This window comes from Prevotella sp. S7 MS 2 (genome assembly GCF_000762865.1).
Classification (GTDB): Bacteria; Bacteroidota; Bacteroidia; order Bacteroidales; family Bacteroidaceae; genus Prevotella.
In genome coordinates this window covers 55,884-72,209 of the sequence record NZ_JRPT01000003.1, presented here as the reverse complement: position 1 = coordinate 72,209, position 16,326 = coordinate 55,884, and the positions used below count along the sequence as shown (strand labels likewise).

The following is a 16,326-nucleotide window of genomic DNA, read 5'->3' as shown; positions in this document are numbered from 1 at the left end:
TTTACTTAGCTCCAATCTCTTTCAAGAGGCGGTCGGCATGTCCCCAACGATCCATCATATAGAGTACGTAACGGATGTCGACACCTATACAACGAGCCAATCGCTTGTCGAAATTAATATCACTAGAGAGGCTGTCCCAGTTACCATCGAAAGCTAAACCGATGAGTCGGCCCTTGCCATCGAACATGGGTGAGCCACTGTTTCCGCCCGTAATATCGTTGTTGGTGAGGAAACAAAGCTGCAATTTACCGCTCTTCGGGTCGCTATAAGGAGTGAAGTCGCGTGCCGAGAGCAGCTCTTTCATGATAGGTTCTGCCTTATAATCGAAGATTTCTTCGCCTTGATTCATCTTCTTTACGATGCTCTCGGCAGTGGTATAATAGCCCGATGGTTTGCCACCAAGGTCGAATCCACCCACCTGACCATAACTGAGACGCATCGTAAAGTTTGCATCGGAGTAATGGGGCAGGTCTTCTTCCATGCGAAGCTTGGCTGCACAGAGGTACTTCTCCTGCTCCAAAATGCTGTCGTTGATGGCAGATAATTCGGCATAAAGGTCGCCGGAAACCTCCAAAAGGTCAATACCATAGTTCACACCTAGGTCTTTGCGATAAGCCTTGCTGTTGACATAGAGCTTCTTTCCGCTCTTCATGACGAGCGATTTGTCATAGAGTGCATTGACATAACGGGTATAGTCGCCACCAAATTTCTTGTCGATGGTCTCATAAAACTTAGGCAGATACTTGCTATTGACATGACTGCGATAGTTCTTCCACAACGCTGTCATCACCTCCATATCAAGAGCTGCATCCCAATCCTTGCTGTTGTCATCGAACTGTACGTACTGCTTCTTATCGCGATTCTTGGGGCCTTTCACCTCAGCATTGTTCAGATAATAAGCTCGTTGATTGAATTCGCTGGTGCGACGGAATGTCTCATTGAAGTACATCAAAGTCTTTTGAGCTTCAAATCGCTTGGCATATAGGCGAGCCATGAGGTCGAAGTCGAGCTTACCTTTCAGATAACCGGTCGAGTCTTGCCATGCTCTGAGGCGCTGTTCGTAGGCTTGTTTCTGTCCAATGATGCCAATAGAGTCGATACATTTGTTCATACCGATGGAGTTCTTCCAGTAGTTTGCGCTTTGGGCGAACTTGGAATCGTACTTGATACGTACCGCTTCTGATGCACGCATGTGACGTTGCATCACTTCCTGCTTGACTCCACGAACCTGTGCGCGAGGCGCATTGAGGGCATCACGACGCTCACGTATGCCATAAGAAGAGAGATAACGACTGGTTGAACCGGGGTATCCCATGGTCATGGCATAGTCGCCTTCCTTGTATCCTTCGAGGCTTACAGGCGCCCAATGTTGCGGATGATAGGGCACATTCTCTTTACTGTAAGCTGCCGGTCCGTTCGTTTTCGGGTCGGCATAGATTCGGAATACAGAGAAGTCGCAGGTCTGTCGAGGCCACATCCAGTTGTCAGTTTCACCACCAAACTTACCCATCGACTTAGGTACGGCGAACACTAAGCGTAGGTCGGTGAAGTCTTGATAGGTGGTGGCATACCATTGATTGCACTCATAGAAAGGATCTATATCAATGTGCAATGTTTTATCTATCTTCTTAATAGAGTCGGTCAACTGGTTTTGGAGCGAGTCAACGATAGCACGTTGACGGTCGCGCGACTTGCCTTCAATGAGCTTATTGACACGTTCGGAGATGTCTTCCTGCTTCTTCATGAATGAAACGAACATGTCTTCATTGGGCAATTCATCGGCATAACTCTGTGCCACAAAGCCGTTCAACATATAATCATGCTCCACGGTAGAATGCGAACGGATGGCTTCAAAACCGCAATGATGGTTGGTAAATACCAATCCATCGGGCGAAACCACGACTCCCGAACAGTATCCGGAGAAGTTGACAACAGTGTTTTTGATTGCGTCTTTACTACCATAGAGGTTATTGTAAGGCAGTTGGAAACCTTCTGCCTGCATCTGTTCGTACACTGCTTTGGGCAGATTATAGAGTGTCCACATACCTTCATCTGCGTGCATAGGCAGCGTAGCAAACATACACAGAGCTGCCAAAGATGATATTTTCTTCATTATATATTATCTTTTTAGTTTGATATTTTCTTTTTTCAACACCACCAACATGAATACTCCGATGAGCAATGTGTTGATGACAAGGCTGGGGATAGTAGCCAATTGACTGTTTGTCAACGCTATTCCGGCAAACAAAATAGCCGTCAGTCCCACATACATCAGTATCTCTTTTATCGGATAATTGATGGGATAATAATGCTGTCCCACCACATAGCTTACCACCATACTTACTCCATAGGCAGCAAAACCGGCCCATGCGCAAGCCATATAACTAAAGTGGGGGATGAGAAGTATATCCATCAGTATCAGTACCACGCATCCTAAGCCGGAGAAATAAGCCCCCCAAATGGTGCGATCGGTCAACTTATACCAGAACGAAAGATTGAAATAGATGCCAAACATGATTTCAGCTGCCATCACAATAGGTACCACCCGCAACCCATCCCAATAGTCGTGAGCCACCACATGACGCAATACATCCATATAACCCATCACCATCAAGAAAGCTAGCAAGGTAAAGATGATGTAGAACTTCATCACCTTGGCATAGGTCTCCTTATTATCTTTATCTTTCGTCTTGCCAAAAACAAACGGCTCATAAGCAAATCTGAAGGCTTGGGTTATCATCACCATAATCATCGCAATCTTGATACTGGCACCATAAATACCCAGTTCTACCTGCGCTTCGGCTATCGAACCATCGTAGAAATAAGGGAAAAGTATCTGCGAAGCACTTTGGTTTAACTGTCCTGCCAAGCCTAGAATCAACATCGGCCATGTATAGCTGAGCATGCGTTTACATACGTTTATGTCGAATCCGAAGGTTATTCCCTTCAGTTCTTTCCACAACATAAGGAGCGTAACGATGGTACATACCAAATTGATATAGAACACAAAAGCCACATCTAACGTGAATTGTGCATCGTAAATACCAAAAAGATTGAGCTTGAAATAAGGCAATATAACCAAATACAGCAGGTTCAAAACGATGTTTAAGGTGATATTGACTATCTTCAGTAGGGCAAACTTATAAGGTCTATGTTTGTATCTGAGGTAGTCGAACATGATGGCCGTCCATGCATCAATAGCGACACAGACAGCCATAGTACCCACAAACGAGGGATGATCGGCATATCCCATGGCTGCCGAGATGGGGTGTAAGAATACCAATACCAACACCGAGAATATCAAAGCCACAAATCCCACCATACGAAGTGTGGTGGAATAGACCATTTGTGCATTCTCTCCTTGCTTGTTGGCAAAGCGGAAGAACGTAGTCTCCATGCCGTAAGTAAGCAAGATAATGAGCAATGCTATATAGGCATAGATATTGGTAATGATACCATATTGGCCACCCGCAGCATTGAATTTATACACCTGAATGGGCACCAATAGGTAATTAATGAATCGAGCAGCAATACTACTCAAGCCATAAATGGCCGTATCTTTCAATAAAGATTTTAAATTTGCCATATTATATAATTAGGTTTATTAGGTGAGGTAAAGTTTGTTAAGTTTGTTAGGTTTGGTGATACGCTACATATCTAACCTATTATACCTAACCCACTTACTACACCTAAACTACTCCATCTAATATCCTCTCCTCTCTTTTCTCATCTTCATTCTCTGTTCTCTAATTCCTCCTTCATTCAAGAACTTTTTATTTTGCCAATCAATCAACCCTCTTAACAAAGCCAAAGTCTGAAAGATAACAATGAGAGCCATATTAGCAATATCTTCAGCCGACCGTCCTTTGATTTATCTCATATACCAAGCATAATCGTTATGTTTGGCAAAATAGCGCTTACATATTTTGTATTTAGGATGATTCTCGACCCATATTTCAAGATGATAATGTCGCAGATAGTCTCGATAATCTTCTTTTAATTCTTCAAGACTCCCCTTGGCTATCACCGATAGACTATGCTCTGTCGTTGTAGAACCCTATGCATCACTATATCCCTCTACGATATTCTGCTTCCCCGAACGTGCTGCTTGCTGCATTTGGTCGGCTGTACGGTCGTGTATGCGTTCCAAGAATCGGGCGGCAAAGTAAAATGTTATATCTAATACACACTGGCTTTTTTGGTAGACAGCCAATGTCTCATAGCTACTGATTTTACTTTTACGTGTATCCATAACCTCTACCCAAAGAACAGATCGGCAATAAGGATAGCGGCAATGGTGCCCACAAGGTCGGCCATCAAACCGCAAATTACAGCATGACGGGTATAACGTATGCTCACACTACCGAAATAAACAGCCAGTATATAGAACGTCGTGTCGGTAGAACCTTGGAACATACAGCTCAGTCGCCCAACGAAAGAGTCAGCTCCGAAATGCGTCATCGTGTCAAGCATCATACCCCTTGAGCCCGAACCTGAGAGGGGTTTCATGAGCGCTGTGGGCAAAGCGTCCACCCAATTGCTGTTCAATCCCAACAGATCTACGCCCCATCTCACACTTCCAACTACTGCATCCATGGCACCGGAAGCACGAAATACACCGATAGCAACAAGGAAAGCAACGAGATAAGGGATAATGCGGACGGCTGTGGTGAAGCCTTCTTTCGCCCCTTCCACAAAGGCATCATACACATTTATCTTCTTTCTCATGCCCGCAATCATAAATCCTACGATGATAGACATGAGCAGTACGGCCGTCACCGAGGTACTGACGGTGTTCACCATAGCCGGAGGCATCCGACTGAATGTCCATACCACGCTCGCCATAAACAGACTGATACCACCCAAGGTAAGCAGTAATGTGCGGTTGAAGAGATTGATTTTCTGATATATAGAGGTAATAATAACGCCTCCAAGCGTTGCCACAAAGGTGGCAATGAGTATCGGTAGGAAAACGTCGGTAGGTTGCACAGCTCCTTGTTGTGCCCGATAAGAGAGAATAGATACCGGAATGATAGTCAATCCACTGGTGTTTAACACCAGAAACATAATCATAGGATTGGTGGCAGTATCTTTCTTTGGATTCAGTGTTTGCAATTCTTGCATGGCTTTCAAACCCAAGGGAGTGGCCGCATTGTCCAATCCCAACATGTTGGAAGCAATGTTCATGAAGATGCTACCCATGGCTGGATGCCCTTTCGGAATATCGGGAAAGAGCTTCGTAAACACCGGTGAGAGTACTCGAGCCAATACATTAATGAGTCCGGCACGCTCAGCTATCTTCATCAGTCCGAGCCATAAGGCCAACATTCCCGTCAAACCAATAGAGATTTCAAATGCCGATTTCGACGAATCGAACGTAGAATTCATGAGTTCCGGAAACACGGCTATATCGCCTAAAAATATCAATCGCGCCAATGCCACAACAAAGGCGATGAGGAAGAACGCTATCCAAATGTAGTTCAGTACCATATACGGGAGGCTATTGTCATGCAGTCGAACACCATCAAGATTCTATCTCGGATTTTCGAATGCAGCCTAATTTCTGCAAAGATATAGATAATAATTGGAAAAAAGAAATAAAAGTTAGTAGTTAGATGCGTATACTGACAATGTGAAATAAAAAGCTTACCTTTCAAATTTCCGCTTGCTTGTCTCAAGAACTAAGCTCTTTAGTTATATCCCAACACCGTCATACGGGCTTCATCGAATATGTCTTGCGCCACAGCCTGTACCTGTTGCGGAGTCACGGCGTCTATCTTCTCATAAAGCGAAGTAATATCTTTCTCCCAACCGTAATGCAAAAAGCTCTTACCAAAGTCGAGGGCGAAGTTCTCACGATTATCGCAGGCTACGCCAATCTGTCCTTTTATCTGCTTCTTGGCAGCACTCAACTGTGCTTCAGACAGTGGTGTAAGCATCACGCGGTCAAGCTCTGAACGCACCAAACGGCGACAACGCTTCACATCGTGAGGGTCGCAACCAAAGTAAACACCCCATATTCCCGTGTCGCCATAGCTCACCATGCTACTGTCCACAGCATATACCAGCCCATTACGCTCGCGTAACGACAGGTTGAAACGAGCATTCATGCCCGGTCCACCCAAGATGTTATTGAGCAGATAGAGCGCCATACGCCGGTCGTCACCAACTCCATAAGCCCGATTTCCCATCATGATGTGTGCCTGATGCGTACCACGATTGGTGATATTCTCACCGGCTTGATAAACAGGTAATGGCTCCCGCATATCGGGACGTAAGGAATCTTGTGTCGTAAAATCATTACCCTCGTGTCCACCCGTGGCAAATGTTCGCATGAGCAACTTCACCAATCGGCGGAAGTCAATGTCTCCATAAGCAAAAAAGATGGTATTGCCGGGCGTGTAATATTTTCGGGTAAAGCGCAGGGCATCGGCCGTTGTAAAACTACGCACACGCTCGGCCGTCCCTAGAATATTATGTCCTAAACGGTGACCACGAAAGATGGCGTTCTCAAAATCATCGTAGATGAGTTCCGACGGTGTATCATTGTAGCTCTCTATCTCATCGCATATCACCTCTACCTCTTTGTCTATCTCGGCTTGGGGGTATGTACTATGAAACACGATGTCAGTCAACAAGTCAACTGCTCTGGCCATGTGTTCGCGCAAGATAGCTGCATAATAGACGGTATCTTCTTTATTGGTGAAGGCATTCAAGTCGCCGCCAACACTCTCCAGCCGGTTGATGATATGCCATGCCCGACGATGCTCCGTGCCTTTGAAAGTAACGTGCTCACAGAAATGAGCCAATCCCTCTTCGCCGAGTGCCTCATCTCGCGACCCCACATTGATTTGGTAACCGCAATAAAGTACGGGTGAAGTGGATGGTAGGTGAATGATACGCAGACCATTGTCTAGCGTAAACGTATTATATTTCATTGGTATTCAAGCGCTAATCTATTTTTTCACTACTTCTTTCGCAACCAACAATAAATGGGATAGTGGTCACTGCTTTTAATACTATTGTCCACCCGACAGTTGTAAGGTGTCCAATCGTCCGAACACATGATATTGTCTATCCGCACAAAGAAGCCGGAATGATGGTATGAAATGCCCGGACCGAGCCCGCTCTCCACATAACAATCGGTGAGATTACGGGCTATGGTACGGCGTGTATATGATATAGGATTATCGTTGAAATCACCACATACTATCATGCTTCGACCTTTATGCTCACTGATAAAACGCGCCACGGCCTCGGCTTGTGGCCCACGTTTGCGTGCCGCTTCACCCAGTTTGTCTATCAATCGCTTCGATTCTTTCTTGGCTTCACGAGCTTCCACATCTCCTTTCACCATCTGTTTGAAGTTCGATTTATCTTCTAGCGATAGTCCGGTAGTCTCCAAATGATTATTGATAACAATGACTGTGTCGTCCTTTATTTTTAGTTCATAGGCCATTGTAAGATTTCCATGAGAGGCATAATGGATGCGTTGGCGCGAGATGATAGGGTATTTGCTATAGAGCGCGATGCAGTCTCCGCCCCTTCCTTTTACCGCCGTATCACAATATTGATACAAAGGATTGAGCATTTCATCGACCCGTTGCTGACTGATACCGTTAGGCATAGCTTCTTGCAGACACACGATGTCGGCATCCTGTTTGGCTATATACTTCAAAATAGGGTTTACCTCACCGGGCTGTGTGTCCCATCCGGCAAACAACCAAACATTGTATGAGAGCACTTTAATAGCATCTTCGGGTGCCGTCTCTCGTACATTGAAAGGGCAATACGTACGGATTGGAACGTAACAAAGCAGGAATCCGATGAGCGGTATCAGCACTCCGCGCAGTCTGAAGACCACCCAGAAGAAGGTAAAAACCAAGTTGATGACAAGCAAAACAGGGAATACCAGTCCGGCAGAAGCCAATGCAGGATGGTCGACAGGGTTCAACCTATCGGAGAATCCCACCAACACCATCACGATAATGGTAGCAATATTAGCTCCTGCTACCATACGAAAAGTAATTTCTTTGAGTACTTTAATCATCGAAGAGCCACTAATTACGATTGCTACTTTCAAAGAGTCTACGCTTCTCTTCGGCCGTCAAGCTATCGTATCCACTCCTGCGAATCTTGTCTAGTATGCGGTCTATCTCTTCCTGCTCTGCATGTTTGCGAGCATTATAATCCCAATCGCTTTGTTTGTCTTGCGGTGCTTCCGTGCTACGAGTGTCGGCTTGACGATGACTACGCTGCTCCCATCGGTTGCGTAATGAATCGAAAAACTGTGCTCCCTGCGAACGGCCATAGCCTTGTGTGGGATGATTGCGCCAGTAGCGAATCATGAAATATCCGAACACCATACCACCTAAATGAGCCAAATGAGCCACATTATCATTGGTAGTGCCTAATAACGAGAACACTTCAATACCTGCATAGAACAGTACAAACCATTTGGCTTTGATGGGAATCGGCAGAGGGAAGATGAAGATACGCTCTTCGGGAAATATCATTCCGAACGCCAACAGGATGGCATAGATAGCACCCGATGCACCCACAGTGGTCCACATATTGAGCGCCGCACCCACTTGTGTGGCCACAGCTCCTAATTGCGAGAGGCCTATTTCGGGGTTCTGTCCATGTATTGTCATATAGAATGATACCAACTGAACCAACTCTTGGAACAGTCCGGCACCAACACCACACGATAAATAGTAAAATAAGAACTTGCGAGGTCCCCATACATTCTCTACCACAACGCCGAACATCCACAGCGCAAACATATTAAAAAAGAGGTGCATCCAGCCACCATGCATGAACATATAGGTGACTAACTGATAGATTTGGAAGTCGGGAGCGAGGAAAAAGTGAAGTCCGAAGATGTCGTTTAAGTCGATGCCCGTCATCGAAAGAACCAGCATACAGATAAAAGCCAGCACATTGATGATGAGCAAATTCTTCGTCATAACCGGTATATTGCGCATTGTAATCTCCTATTCTTTTAAGATATATAATATCGCAAAAGTACGAAAAAACAGTGGAATCAACAAATCGCTTAGGAAGAGTTAAGAGTTTTATGCGCAGAAAGGGAAAATCACTTCACTTCCCAAATATCGTTTGTCTCCAGCAACTCGTTGAACGTATGGTAGGACTTGGCAGCCTTGACCTGCTCAACTTGTGCATTGAGACAACTATCGTAAGTGGGAGCATCAACATCACGAATCACACCCAGCGCCACGGGGAAGCCTTGTTCGGTATCCATCATGGCCAACTTCAACTGCAACGTGTTGTCCATGGCATGGGCATCGTGCACCAATATATCGTCGATGGTAATACCATTCTCACCCAGTTTGGCCACACACAGGCCGAAACCTTCTTGTACCAACCCGTATTCCAAGTTTTCTCCAAAAAGCAACGGTTTCCCATGTTCCACGTAAATGGCATTCTTACTACGCCCTTCACGTGTGTAGACAGGGTCGTAAGCACCGTTGTTGAAAATCATGCAGTTTTGTAAGATCTCGCACACCGAAGCACCTTTGTGTTTCCAAGCAGCCTTGAGTATGTCCACAGTATGCTGCCCATCGTTGGCAACGGCACGGGCAAAGAAGCGTCCGCGAGCGCCAAAACATAGCTCTGCAGGACGGAATGGGTCTTGTACAGTACCATAAGGGCTCGACTTTGAGACGAATCCACGGGGCGAAGTAGGACTATACTGCCCCTTTGTCAAGCCGTAGATACGGTTGTTGAGCAGTATCATATTGATGTCGACATTGCGTCGTACGGCATGGATAAAATGGTTACCGCCGATAGCCAAGCCATCGCCGTCGCCACTCACCTGCCAAACGGTGAGCTCAGGATGTACTATCTTCAGTCCCGTAGCAACTGCAGCGGCACGTCCATGAATTGTTTGTAAAGCATATGTATTGGTATAATACGAGAGTCGGCCACTACAACCGATACCCGTAATGACAGCTGTCTCATGGGGAGGAACACCTATTTCGGCCATTGCCTTTTCCAAAGAGTTGAGGAAGAAATGGTCTCCGCAGCCCGGACACCAACGAGGCTGTCCCTTTTTAAAATCATTTGCGTTCATATATTAGACAGATTATACTAGCACGACTTGTTTGTTATCATTCTCTCAAAGGCTGCCACGAGTTCGCTCACGACAAACGGTTTGCCTTTCACCTCGTTGTATTGCAGGGGTACGAAACCATCTATCTTCATGCGAAGGTAGCCGGCAAACTGACCCATATTCTGTTCTGCAACCACCACACGCGGATAACGGTGCAGTACTTCGGCTGTATTGGCCGGTAGCGGATTGATGTATTTGAAATGAGCCAAAGCCACCCGATGTCCCCGACTACGCAGTTCGCGCATGGCAGTACATAGATGTCCATAGGTTCCACCAAATCCGACGATGAGTAATTCGGCATCGTCGGCATCGCCAATGACGCGTACATCGGGCACAGGAATACGTGCTACCTTCTCTGCACGTAGCTTCACCATGAGGTTATGATTCTCCGGATTGTTCGAGATTTTACCCGTTTCATTTTCCTTCTCCAGTCCTCCAAGAATATGCATATAGCCCTCTTGTCCCGGAACAGCCCAATAGCGAGCCCCCGTTTCCGGGTCGCGCTCATAAGGAGAATAATTGTCTTTCTGTTCCTCAGTAGCCAAATGTGGCTTGATGTCGGGCCATTCAGCGATGTCAGGAAGTCGCCATGCCGCCGAGCCATTGGCTATATAAGCATCGGTCAACAGCACTACAGGAGTCATGTGCTCTACTGCAATCTTGCACGCCATGTACGCTCCGTAGAAACAATCGGTCGGTCCGGTGGGGGTAATCACGGGCATCGGGCTCTCTCCATTGCGCCCGAAGAGCACTTGGAGTAGGTCGGTTTGCTCGCCCTTCGTGGGAAGTCCGGTCGAAGGACCGCCACGCTGAACGTCTATCACTACCAAAGGCAGCTCGTCCATCACAGCCAAATTCATGGCTTCCGACTTCAAACAGATACCCGGACCCGATGTAGATGTGACAGCCAATGCACCACCAAAGGCTGCACCAATGGCACTAGCGCAACCGCTTAGTTCATCTTCGCACTGCATGGTGATAGCTCCCATGGAGCGGTGTTTGGACAATTCGATGAGTATATCGGTGGCCGGTGTGATGGGATAAGAACCTAAAAACAACTTCAGTCCGCTACGCTCGGCAGCAGCCAACAATCCGTAGGCGGTGGCTTTATTACCTGTTATGTCGATATAACGGCCGGGATGCTTATGCCGATTCTCTATGCGATAGGTGGCGGGGACGCTCGCATGGGTGTTAGCTCCATAATCGTAGCCGGCATTGACTACCTTGATATTGGCCTCGGCCAGTTGAGGCTTGCGTACAAACTTCTTACGCAGGAAATCGGCAACCAACTTCCGATTACGCCCAAAGAGCCAGCACACGATACCCAAAGCAAACATATTGCGGCACTTCAGTATAGACTTATTGTCCATACCTGAATCTTTCAACGCCTCTTTTACAAAACTGGTAATGGGGCATTGCACCACTCTGTCGGGATCAATACCTAATTCGCCAAGATAATTGTCGGTCTTGAATTCCGCCTTGCGAAGATCATTTGGCCCGAAATCATCGGCATCGATGATGATTGTTGCCTGCGGTTTGGCATATTTATACTGGGTCTTAAGTGCCGCAGCATTCATTGCCACGAGCACGTCACATAAGTCTCCGGGAGTGAGAGCCTCATCTTCCGAGATATGGACTTGGTAGCCTGAGACGCCTGTAAGCGAACCTTGCGGAGCGCGAATATCAGCGGGATAATCGGGGAAAGTGGATATATCGTTTCCTTCGATGGCGGATACTGTAGAGAAGATGGTGCCTGCTAACTGCATGCCGTCGCCTGAATCGCCTGAGAACCTGACGACAACTTGATCCAGTTCCTTTATTTCGAGCCCTTCTGTCATAAGTGTTATACTATTATTAGATTATTAATTCAAAGTGTACAAAGGTGTAAATTATCGTTGACATAACAAAAAACAAACCACATTTTAACCTTTGTTGCCCGAAAAACAACAATTATTTTCGCTAGAAGAACAGTCCATTCAATAGTCGGAGCCTTTAAGTCTCCAGAATAAAATAAATTCATAAGTAAAGTAAGACCTCTACTTACAGAAAGAAGAAGTGCTTCTTCCGATTTATGTCGTAAAGCGACTAGAGACGAATAACCAGCGGTTTATTACCGCTGGAAAAATGTATCTACAAGGAAAATGAGTGCCGAGAGGTACTCAATACGGATAAAATCCGCGCCCTCCTTACATGATATTCCTATTCAGTACTTTCGGTACTGATAACCGATAACGATCTACTTTCCACGGACTTTGTCCGCGGTTATTTTTCTTTGGTTGCTTCGCGACAAAGACAATACTATGGTTTGTGGATACAGCATATTGTATTTCTATCTATTGAGCATTCTACATGAGCTATAAAATACCGCGCGAGCAGAAATGAGATGTACTCAGTCTTCATAGCAAATAAAATGGATGATAAGCGATTTAAACAATAAGAGACGATGCTTACATCGTCTCTATGTTCTTCATTCTTATATTCCCCTCATCCTAGGGAAGAGGTTTCCTCGTTTAATCCTCGCCTACAATACCGGCTTTTTTCAGCACCGGAACGATATGTTCGGCGTAGGTACGCTCCTTTTTATTAGTCTTATAATATTCATCATATAGCTCTGGACGCCCCGCAAGCAAACTAAGCATTACTTTCTCATCAATAATCTTGACCTTCTTCTCACCCAGTGTCACGATGTAACATACAGTTTGTTTAGCCACTTTGTTAGCCGACGCAGAGGCGGCCAACGAACCTATAAGACCGAACATACCTCCAACGGCCATCTTGGTATTCATCTTTGCCACATCGAAATAGAGGATGAGATAACGACCGTCGGCCATCTTGTGTGCACGAACATAGCCCTTGCCAAAGAGGGTTCCGCGGTCTTTGAGATGATTTAAATTGAAAAGCAGAGTATCACGATACATCACTGCCACGGCTTCTTTTTTGAGTAAGCGCTTCGTAGCCTTATTATCAGAGTCGAACTTAAAACCTTTTCCGCCCCACCACGCTTGCTTGGTACGACTCTTGGTAACCACCTCTACAGAGTCGACACTGCTCCAATGCCCAGCTTGCAGGTCGTCGTACGTGATACAATAATTCACTGTGGTGATGGTAGATGTGGAATCTTGCGAAATGGTATCGTTGACTTCACTAGTCTGTGCATACACGTTTTGTCCGAGGAGAGATAACACACTCACGAACATGAATACTACTAAATGCTTTGTTTTCATCTTGTATTAAAGCTAATTAGAATCTGATTATCAAGTAAATTTTATTATTTCGCAAAACAACAGTGACAAAAGTAGAAAGAAAATGAGAATCAACAAATTCTCAACATCATTTTTTTCTTTTTTCTGCAAGGCTGCGACAACGTTACTGTATAGGCTCTGCAGCGATGCTGAATGGGCGAGACAGTAACGCTGAAGAGGGGCTGCAACAGCCCCACCCCTCCCTCCCCAAAAGGGGAGGGAAGATACAATGGGAGATGGAGTTATAAGTTTTTGAGTTAATAAGTTCTTAAATTATGAAGCAGAAAAGATTATTCTCTTTCTCCCTCCCCTCTATGGGGAGGGCTGGGGAGAGGCTTCTGTAGCGACAGAAAAGATTATTCTCTTTCTCCCTCCCCTCTTTGGAGAGGGCTGGGGAGAGGCTTCTGTAGCGACAGAAAAGATTATTCTCTTTCTCCCTCTCCCTTTGGAGAGGGCTGGGGTGGGGCTTTTCTATCATCATGGATTTGTAATACGTGAGCGAATGCAATTCTCTCGCTATGATAACATGTTATTATCGAGAAGTTGATTACCTTTGTAAAGATGAATAAAATAGCTGAAACAATCAAGTACTATCCGCTAACAACGTTGCTAGTGGTAGTCATTTGGGTGATATGTTTGATACCTATACCGGAGACTCCACTCTCTCATGTGTCGCTAATAGATAAGTGGACGCACGTCGTGATGTATCTCATGTTGTGTAGCATCGTGTGGTTTGAATATCTACGCAGGCATCAACCTATCGTTTGGAGGCAGGCATTGATTACCGCTTGCGCTGCTCCGCTCGTCATGGGTGGGCTCATAGAGATAGCACAAGCGACGTGTACAGGTGGCCGACGCAGTGGAGACTGGCTCGATTTCGTGGCCGATGGGCTCGGCGTAATAGTGGGACAAGTTATCGGTATTCTTCTGGTAAAGTGCTTCTCCAAACACTAAAAGGCGAGCGAAGCAGATGGGAATTGTAGAAACGGCGGTCGCCCGTCACTTCTAGTCCGATGAAATCGGGCTTCTCGTAAGCCTCTGTTTCGTCGCTTAACTCCACTTCTGCCATGATGAGGCCATCGTTATCGCCATGAAATTCATCAACTTCGAAGACATGGCTACCGCTCTTAACAAGGTAGCGATGCTTGTCGATGACGCCTCCTTGGCACAATTCCAGCAGATGACCGGCTTCATCGAGCGTGATTTCTTTTTCAAATTCATAACGCGACATACCCCCATTGACCGACGGACCTTTGATAGTCAAAAAGGCTTGATGGTCGCGTACGCGCACCCTTACTGTAGCACCTTGCGCCGGAATATAGCCTTGCCGGATATGGCTACAAGAAAAGGCGGCACGCTTATACATGTCGCCTTTCTTCACAAGGAATTTCCTTTCAATTTCTAATCCACTCATATTCATTATTTAAGTTTCGCATGGATGCTCAACTTAGGAGTTATTGGAAGTTACTAGGAGTAAATAGGAGTTATCGGCCTAAATGCCTGCTATCCCTTTTTAGCTCCCGTCATCTTCCGTTATCTCCTCAATATACATCAACTTGCGAAAGTCAAGTTGATTATACGATAGTCATCGAATAGATGGCAAATGCGATTGCCAATAGAATCAAACCGACAAATATCCAGTTGATTACTTTCTTAGCTTGCTTCTCTTGTTTAGCAGCGCGTTGTTCGCGGTGCAGTTTGCTGTTGTTACTCATATATTTTTTATTAAAGGTTATTTATTGGAAAAGGATAAGCAGAGTAGGGGCATTAGAAAGAATAGGAGGGAGGATATAACTCCTTCACTCTATCACGACTCTTCTTCCGGATACTCCATGAGGTAAGCCTTGATAAACTCATCGAGCTTGCCATTCATCACACTATCCACATCATTGGTCTGATAATTAGTACGATGGTCTTTCACACGACGGTCGTCGAAGACGTAACTTCGTATCTGACTTCCCCATTCTATCTTCTTCTTACCGGCCTCTATCTTGGCCTGAGCTTCGAGGCGTCGCTTCATAGCACGGTCGTAGAGCTGCGACTTCAAAAGCTGCATGGCCTTGGCTTTGTTCTTAGGTTGGTCGCGCGTCTCGGTATTCTCAATCAAGATTTCCTCTTGTTCGCCGGTGTCGGGGTCTTCGTATTGATAGCGCAAACGCACACCCGACTCCACCTTATTGACGTTCTGACCGCCCGCACCACCCGATCGGAAGGTGTCCCAAGAGAGTCGGGCAGGGTCTACAAACACCTCGATAGTATCGTCGACCAGCGGAGTTACGAACACACTGGCAAAACTTGTCATGCGCTTACCCTGTGCATTGAATGGTGAAACACGTACCAATCGGTGTACACCATTCTCGCTCTTGAGATAGCCATAAGCATATTCACTCCCCTCAATCTTCATCGTGACACTCTTGATGCCGGCCTCATCGCCATCTTGTAGGTTGCTGATGGTGACATTATATCCATGAGCTTCGGCCCACCGCATATACATACGCATGAGCATGGAAGCCCAATCCTGACTCTCGGTACCGCCGGCTCCGGAATTAATCTTCATCACACAGTCCATCGGATCTTCTTCCTGACGGAGCATATTCTTGAGTTCGAGCGCTTCAATGGCCGTGATAACCTTCGCATAAAGGTCGTCTACCTCTTGTTCGGTGACCATTTCGTCGCGGTAAAAGTCGAAAGCCAACTGTAACTCATCGGCAAGTTGGCGTACTTGTTGATAGTCCTTGAGCCACTTCTCGATACTCTTTACCTTCTTCATTTGGTCTTGAGCGCGTTGCGCATCTTCCCAAAAGTCGGGAGCTTGGGTACGTAATTGTTCTTCTTCGAACTCTACTTTCTTCTGGTCTATATTCAAATAATGATGTAAAGCGTCGGCACGCTCCATCACATTTTTGAGTTGATCGGATGTAATCATTTACTTATTTGATGTGTCGATAG

General features: G+C 45.9%; 16 protein-coding genes. 1 reads left to right on the top strand and 15 read right to left on the bottom strand.

Features of this window, described 5'->3' with window-relative positions:
• Position 1 precedes the first annotated feature (1 nt).
• The 12 genes from HMPREF0671_RS01400 to HMPREF0671_RS01350 form a co-directional block, all read right to left on the bottom strand.
• A complete protein-coding gene (locus tag HMPREF0671_RS01400) occupies positions 2 to 2,113 on the bottom strand; it encodes a S46 family peptidase (RefSeq protein ID WP_036896239.1) in 2,112 nt (703 codons plus the stop codon).
• A 6-nt stretch (positions 2,114 to 2,119) separates the two neighbouring features.
• Positions 2,120 to 3,586: a lipopolysaccharide biosynthesis protein gene (locus HMPREF0671_RS01395; protein ID WP_036896238.1), complete on the bottom strand. Its 1,467-nt coding sequence runs from the start codon at positions 3,584 to 3,586 to the stop codon at positions 2,120 to 2,122.
• Between the two features lie 117 nt (positions 3,587 to 3,703).
• Positions 3,704 to 3,847: a four helix bundle suffix domain-containing protein gene (locus HMPREF0671_RS12435; RefSeq protein WP_255347954.1), complete on the bottom strand. Its 144-nt coding sequence runs from the start codon at positions 3,845 to 3,847 to the stop codon at positions 3,704 to 3,706.
• 210 nt (positions 3,848 to 4,057) lie between these two features.
• Positions 4,058 to 4,252 (bottom strand): four helix bundle protein, encoded by a 195-nt coding sequence (locus HMPREF0671_RS12430; RefSeq protein ID WP_052052739.1) that lies wholly within the window; start codon positions 4,250 to 4,252, stop codon positions 4,058 to 4,060.
• A 5-nt stretch (positions 4,253 to 4,257) separates the two neighbouring features.
• Positions 4,258 to 5,490, bottom strand: a complete 1,233-nt coding sequence (locus HMPREF0671_RS01385) for a nucleoside recognition domain-containing protein (protein ID WP_036896237.1) — start codon at positions 5,488 to 5,490, stop codon at positions 4,258 to 4,260.
• A gap of 200 nt (positions 5,491 to 5,690) precedes the next feature.
• The gene (locus tag HMPREF0671_RS01380; protein WP_036896236.1) at positions 5,691 to 6,938 is read right to left on the bottom strand and encodes a pitrilysin family protein; all 1,248 of its coding nucleotides are present in this window, start codon (positions 6,936 to 6,938) and stop codon (positions 5,691 to 5,693) included.
• A 29-nt stretch (positions 6,939 to 6,967) separates the two neighbouring features.
• Positions 6,968 to 8,050 (bottom strand): endonuclease/exonuclease/phosphatase family protein, encoded by a 1,083-nt coding sequence (locus tag HMPREF0671_RS01375; protein WP_036896235.1) that lies wholly within the window; start codon positions 8,048 to 8,050, stop codon positions 6,968 to 6,970.
• A 10-nt stretch (positions 8,051 to 8,060) separates the two neighbouring features.
• Positions 8,061 to 8,987 (bottom strand): rhomboid family intramembrane serine protease, encoded by a 927-nt coding sequence (locus tag HMPREF0671_RS01370; protein WP_036896234.1) that lies wholly within the window; start codon positions 8,985 to 8,987, stop codon positions 8,061 to 8,063.
• Between the two features lie 110 nt (positions 8,988 to 9,097).
• On the bottom strand, positions 9,098 to 10,096 hold the full coding sequence (locus HMPREF0671_RS01365; RefSeq protein WP_036896233.1) for a 2-oxoacid:ferredoxin oxidoreductase subunit beta: 999 nt from the start codon (positions 10,094 to 10,096) through the stop codon (positions 9,098 to 9,100).
• 17 nt (positions 10,097 to 10,113) lie between these two features.
• A complete protein-coding gene (locus tag HMPREF0671_RS01360) occupies positions 10,114 to 11,973 on the bottom strand; it encodes a 2-oxoacid:acceptor oxidoreductase subunit alpha (protein ID WP_036896232.1) in 1,860 nt (619 codons plus the stop codon).
• Between the two features lie 672 nt (positions 11,974 to 12,645).
• Entirely contained in the window at positions 12,646 to 13,359 is a 714-nt protein-coding gene (locus tag HMPREF0671_RS01355; RefSeq protein WP_052052737.1) for a DUF6563 family protein, read from the bottom strand.
• A 286-nt stretch (positions 13,360 to 13,645) separates the two neighbouring features.
• Positions 13,646 to 13,858, bottom strand: a complete 213-nt coding sequence (locus tag HMPREF0671_RS01350) for a hypothetical protein (protein WP_036896231.1) — start codon at positions 13,856 to 13,858, stop codon at positions 13,646 to 13,648.
• 80 nt (positions 13,859 to 13,938) lie between these two features.
• Between HMPREF0671_RS01350 and HMPREF0671_RS01345 the strand changes: the two genes are divergently transcribed.
• Positions 13,939 to 14,331, top strand: coding sequence for a VanZ family protein (locus HMPREF0671_RS01345; RefSeq protein ID WP_036896230.1), 393 nt, complete (start codon positions 13,939 to 13,941; stop codon positions 14,329 to 14,331).
• On the opposite strand, the gene HMPREF0671_RS01340 is transcribed toward HMPREF0671_RS01345, so the two are convergent.
• From HMPREF0671_RS01340 to prfB, 3 genes are all read right to left on the bottom strand, one after another.
• On the bottom strand, positions 14,291 to 14,791 hold the full coding sequence (locus HMPREF0671_RS01340; RefSeq protein WP_036896283.1) for a CYTH domain-containing protein: 501 nt from the start codon (positions 14,789 to 14,791) through the stop codon (positions 14,291 to 14,293). The genes HMPREF0671_RS01345 and HMPREF0671_RS01340 overlap by 41 nt on opposite strands.
• A 160-nt stretch (positions 14,792 to 14,951) precedes the next feature.
• A complete protein-coding gene (locus HMPREF0671_RS12355) occupies positions 14,952 to 15,092 on the bottom strand; it encodes a hypothetical protein (protein ID WP_197421733.1) in 141 nt (46 codons plus the stop codon).
• A gap of 92 nt (positions 15,093 to 15,184) precedes the next feature.
• Positions 15,185 to 16,303: a peptide chain release factor 2 gene (gene prfB / locus HMPREF0671_RS01335; protein ID WP_036896229.1), complete on the bottom strand. Its 1,119-nt coding sequence runs from the start codon at positions 16,301 to 16,303 to the stop codon at positions 15,185 to 15,187.
• Between the last annotated feature and the right edge of the window lie 23 nt (positions 16,304 to 16,326).

Coding starts and splice junctions, on each gene's coding strand:
- prfB (WP_036896229.1), bottom strand. CDS start 16,303: ATGATTACATCCGATCAACTCAAAAATGTGATGGAGCGTGCCGACGCT.
- HMPREF0671_RS12430 (WP_052052739.1), bottom strand. CDS start 4,252: ATGGATACACGTAAAAGTAAAATCAGTAGCTATGAGACATTGGCTGTC.
- HMPREF0671_RS01385 (WP_036896237.1), bottom strand. CDS start 5,490: ATGGTACTGAACTACATTTGGATAGCGTTCTTCCTCATCGCCTTTGTT.
- HMPREF0671_RS01350 (WP_036896231.1), bottom strand. CDS start 13,858: ATGATGATAGAAAAGCCCCACCCCAGCCCTCTCCAAAGGGAGAGGGAG.
- HMPREF0671_RS01400 (WP_036896239.1), bottom strand. CDS start 2,113: ATGAAGAAAATATCATCTTTGGCAGCTCTGTGTATGTTTGCTACGCTG.
- HMPREF0671_RS12355 (WP_197421733.1), bottom strand. CDS start 15,092: ATGAGTAACAACAGCAAACTGCACCGCGAACAACGCGCTGCTAAACAA.
- HMPREF0671_RS01365 (WP_036896233.1), bottom strand. CDS start 10,096: ATGAACGCAAATGATTTTAAAAAGGGACAGCCTCGTTGGTGTCCGGGC.
- HMPREF0671_RS01355 (WP_052052737.1), bottom strand. CDS start 13,359: ATGAAAACAAAGCATTTAGTAGTATTCATGTTCGTGAGTGTGTTATCT.
- HMPREF0671_RS01340 (WP_036896283.1), bottom strand. CDS start 14,791: ATGAGTGGATTAGAAATTGAAAGGAAATTCCTTGTGAAGAAAGGCGAC.
- HMPREF0671_RS01380 (WP_036896236.1), bottom strand. CDS start 6,938: ATGAAATATAATACGTTTACGCTAGACAATGGTCTGCGTATCATTCAC.
- HMPREF0671_RS01360 (WP_036896232.1), bottom strand. CDS start 11,973: ATGACAGAAGGGCTCGAAATAAAGGAACTGGATCAAGTTGTCGTCAGG.
- HMPREF0671_RS01395 (WP_036896238.1), bottom strand. CDS start 3,586: ATGGCAAATTTAAAATCTTTATTGAAAGATACGGCCATTTATGGCTTG.
- HMPREF0671_RS01345 (WP_036896230.1), top strand. CDS start 13,939: ATGAATAAAATAGCTGAAACAATCAAGTACTATCCGCTAACAACGTTG.
- HMPREF0671_RS01370 (WP_036896234.1), bottom strand. CDS start 8,987: ATGCGCAATATACCGGTTATGACGAAGAATTTGCTCATCATCAATGTG.
- HMPREF0671_RS01375 (WP_036896235.1), bottom strand. CDS start 8,050: ATGATTAAAGTACTCAAAGAAATTACTTTTCGTATGGTAGCAGGAGCT.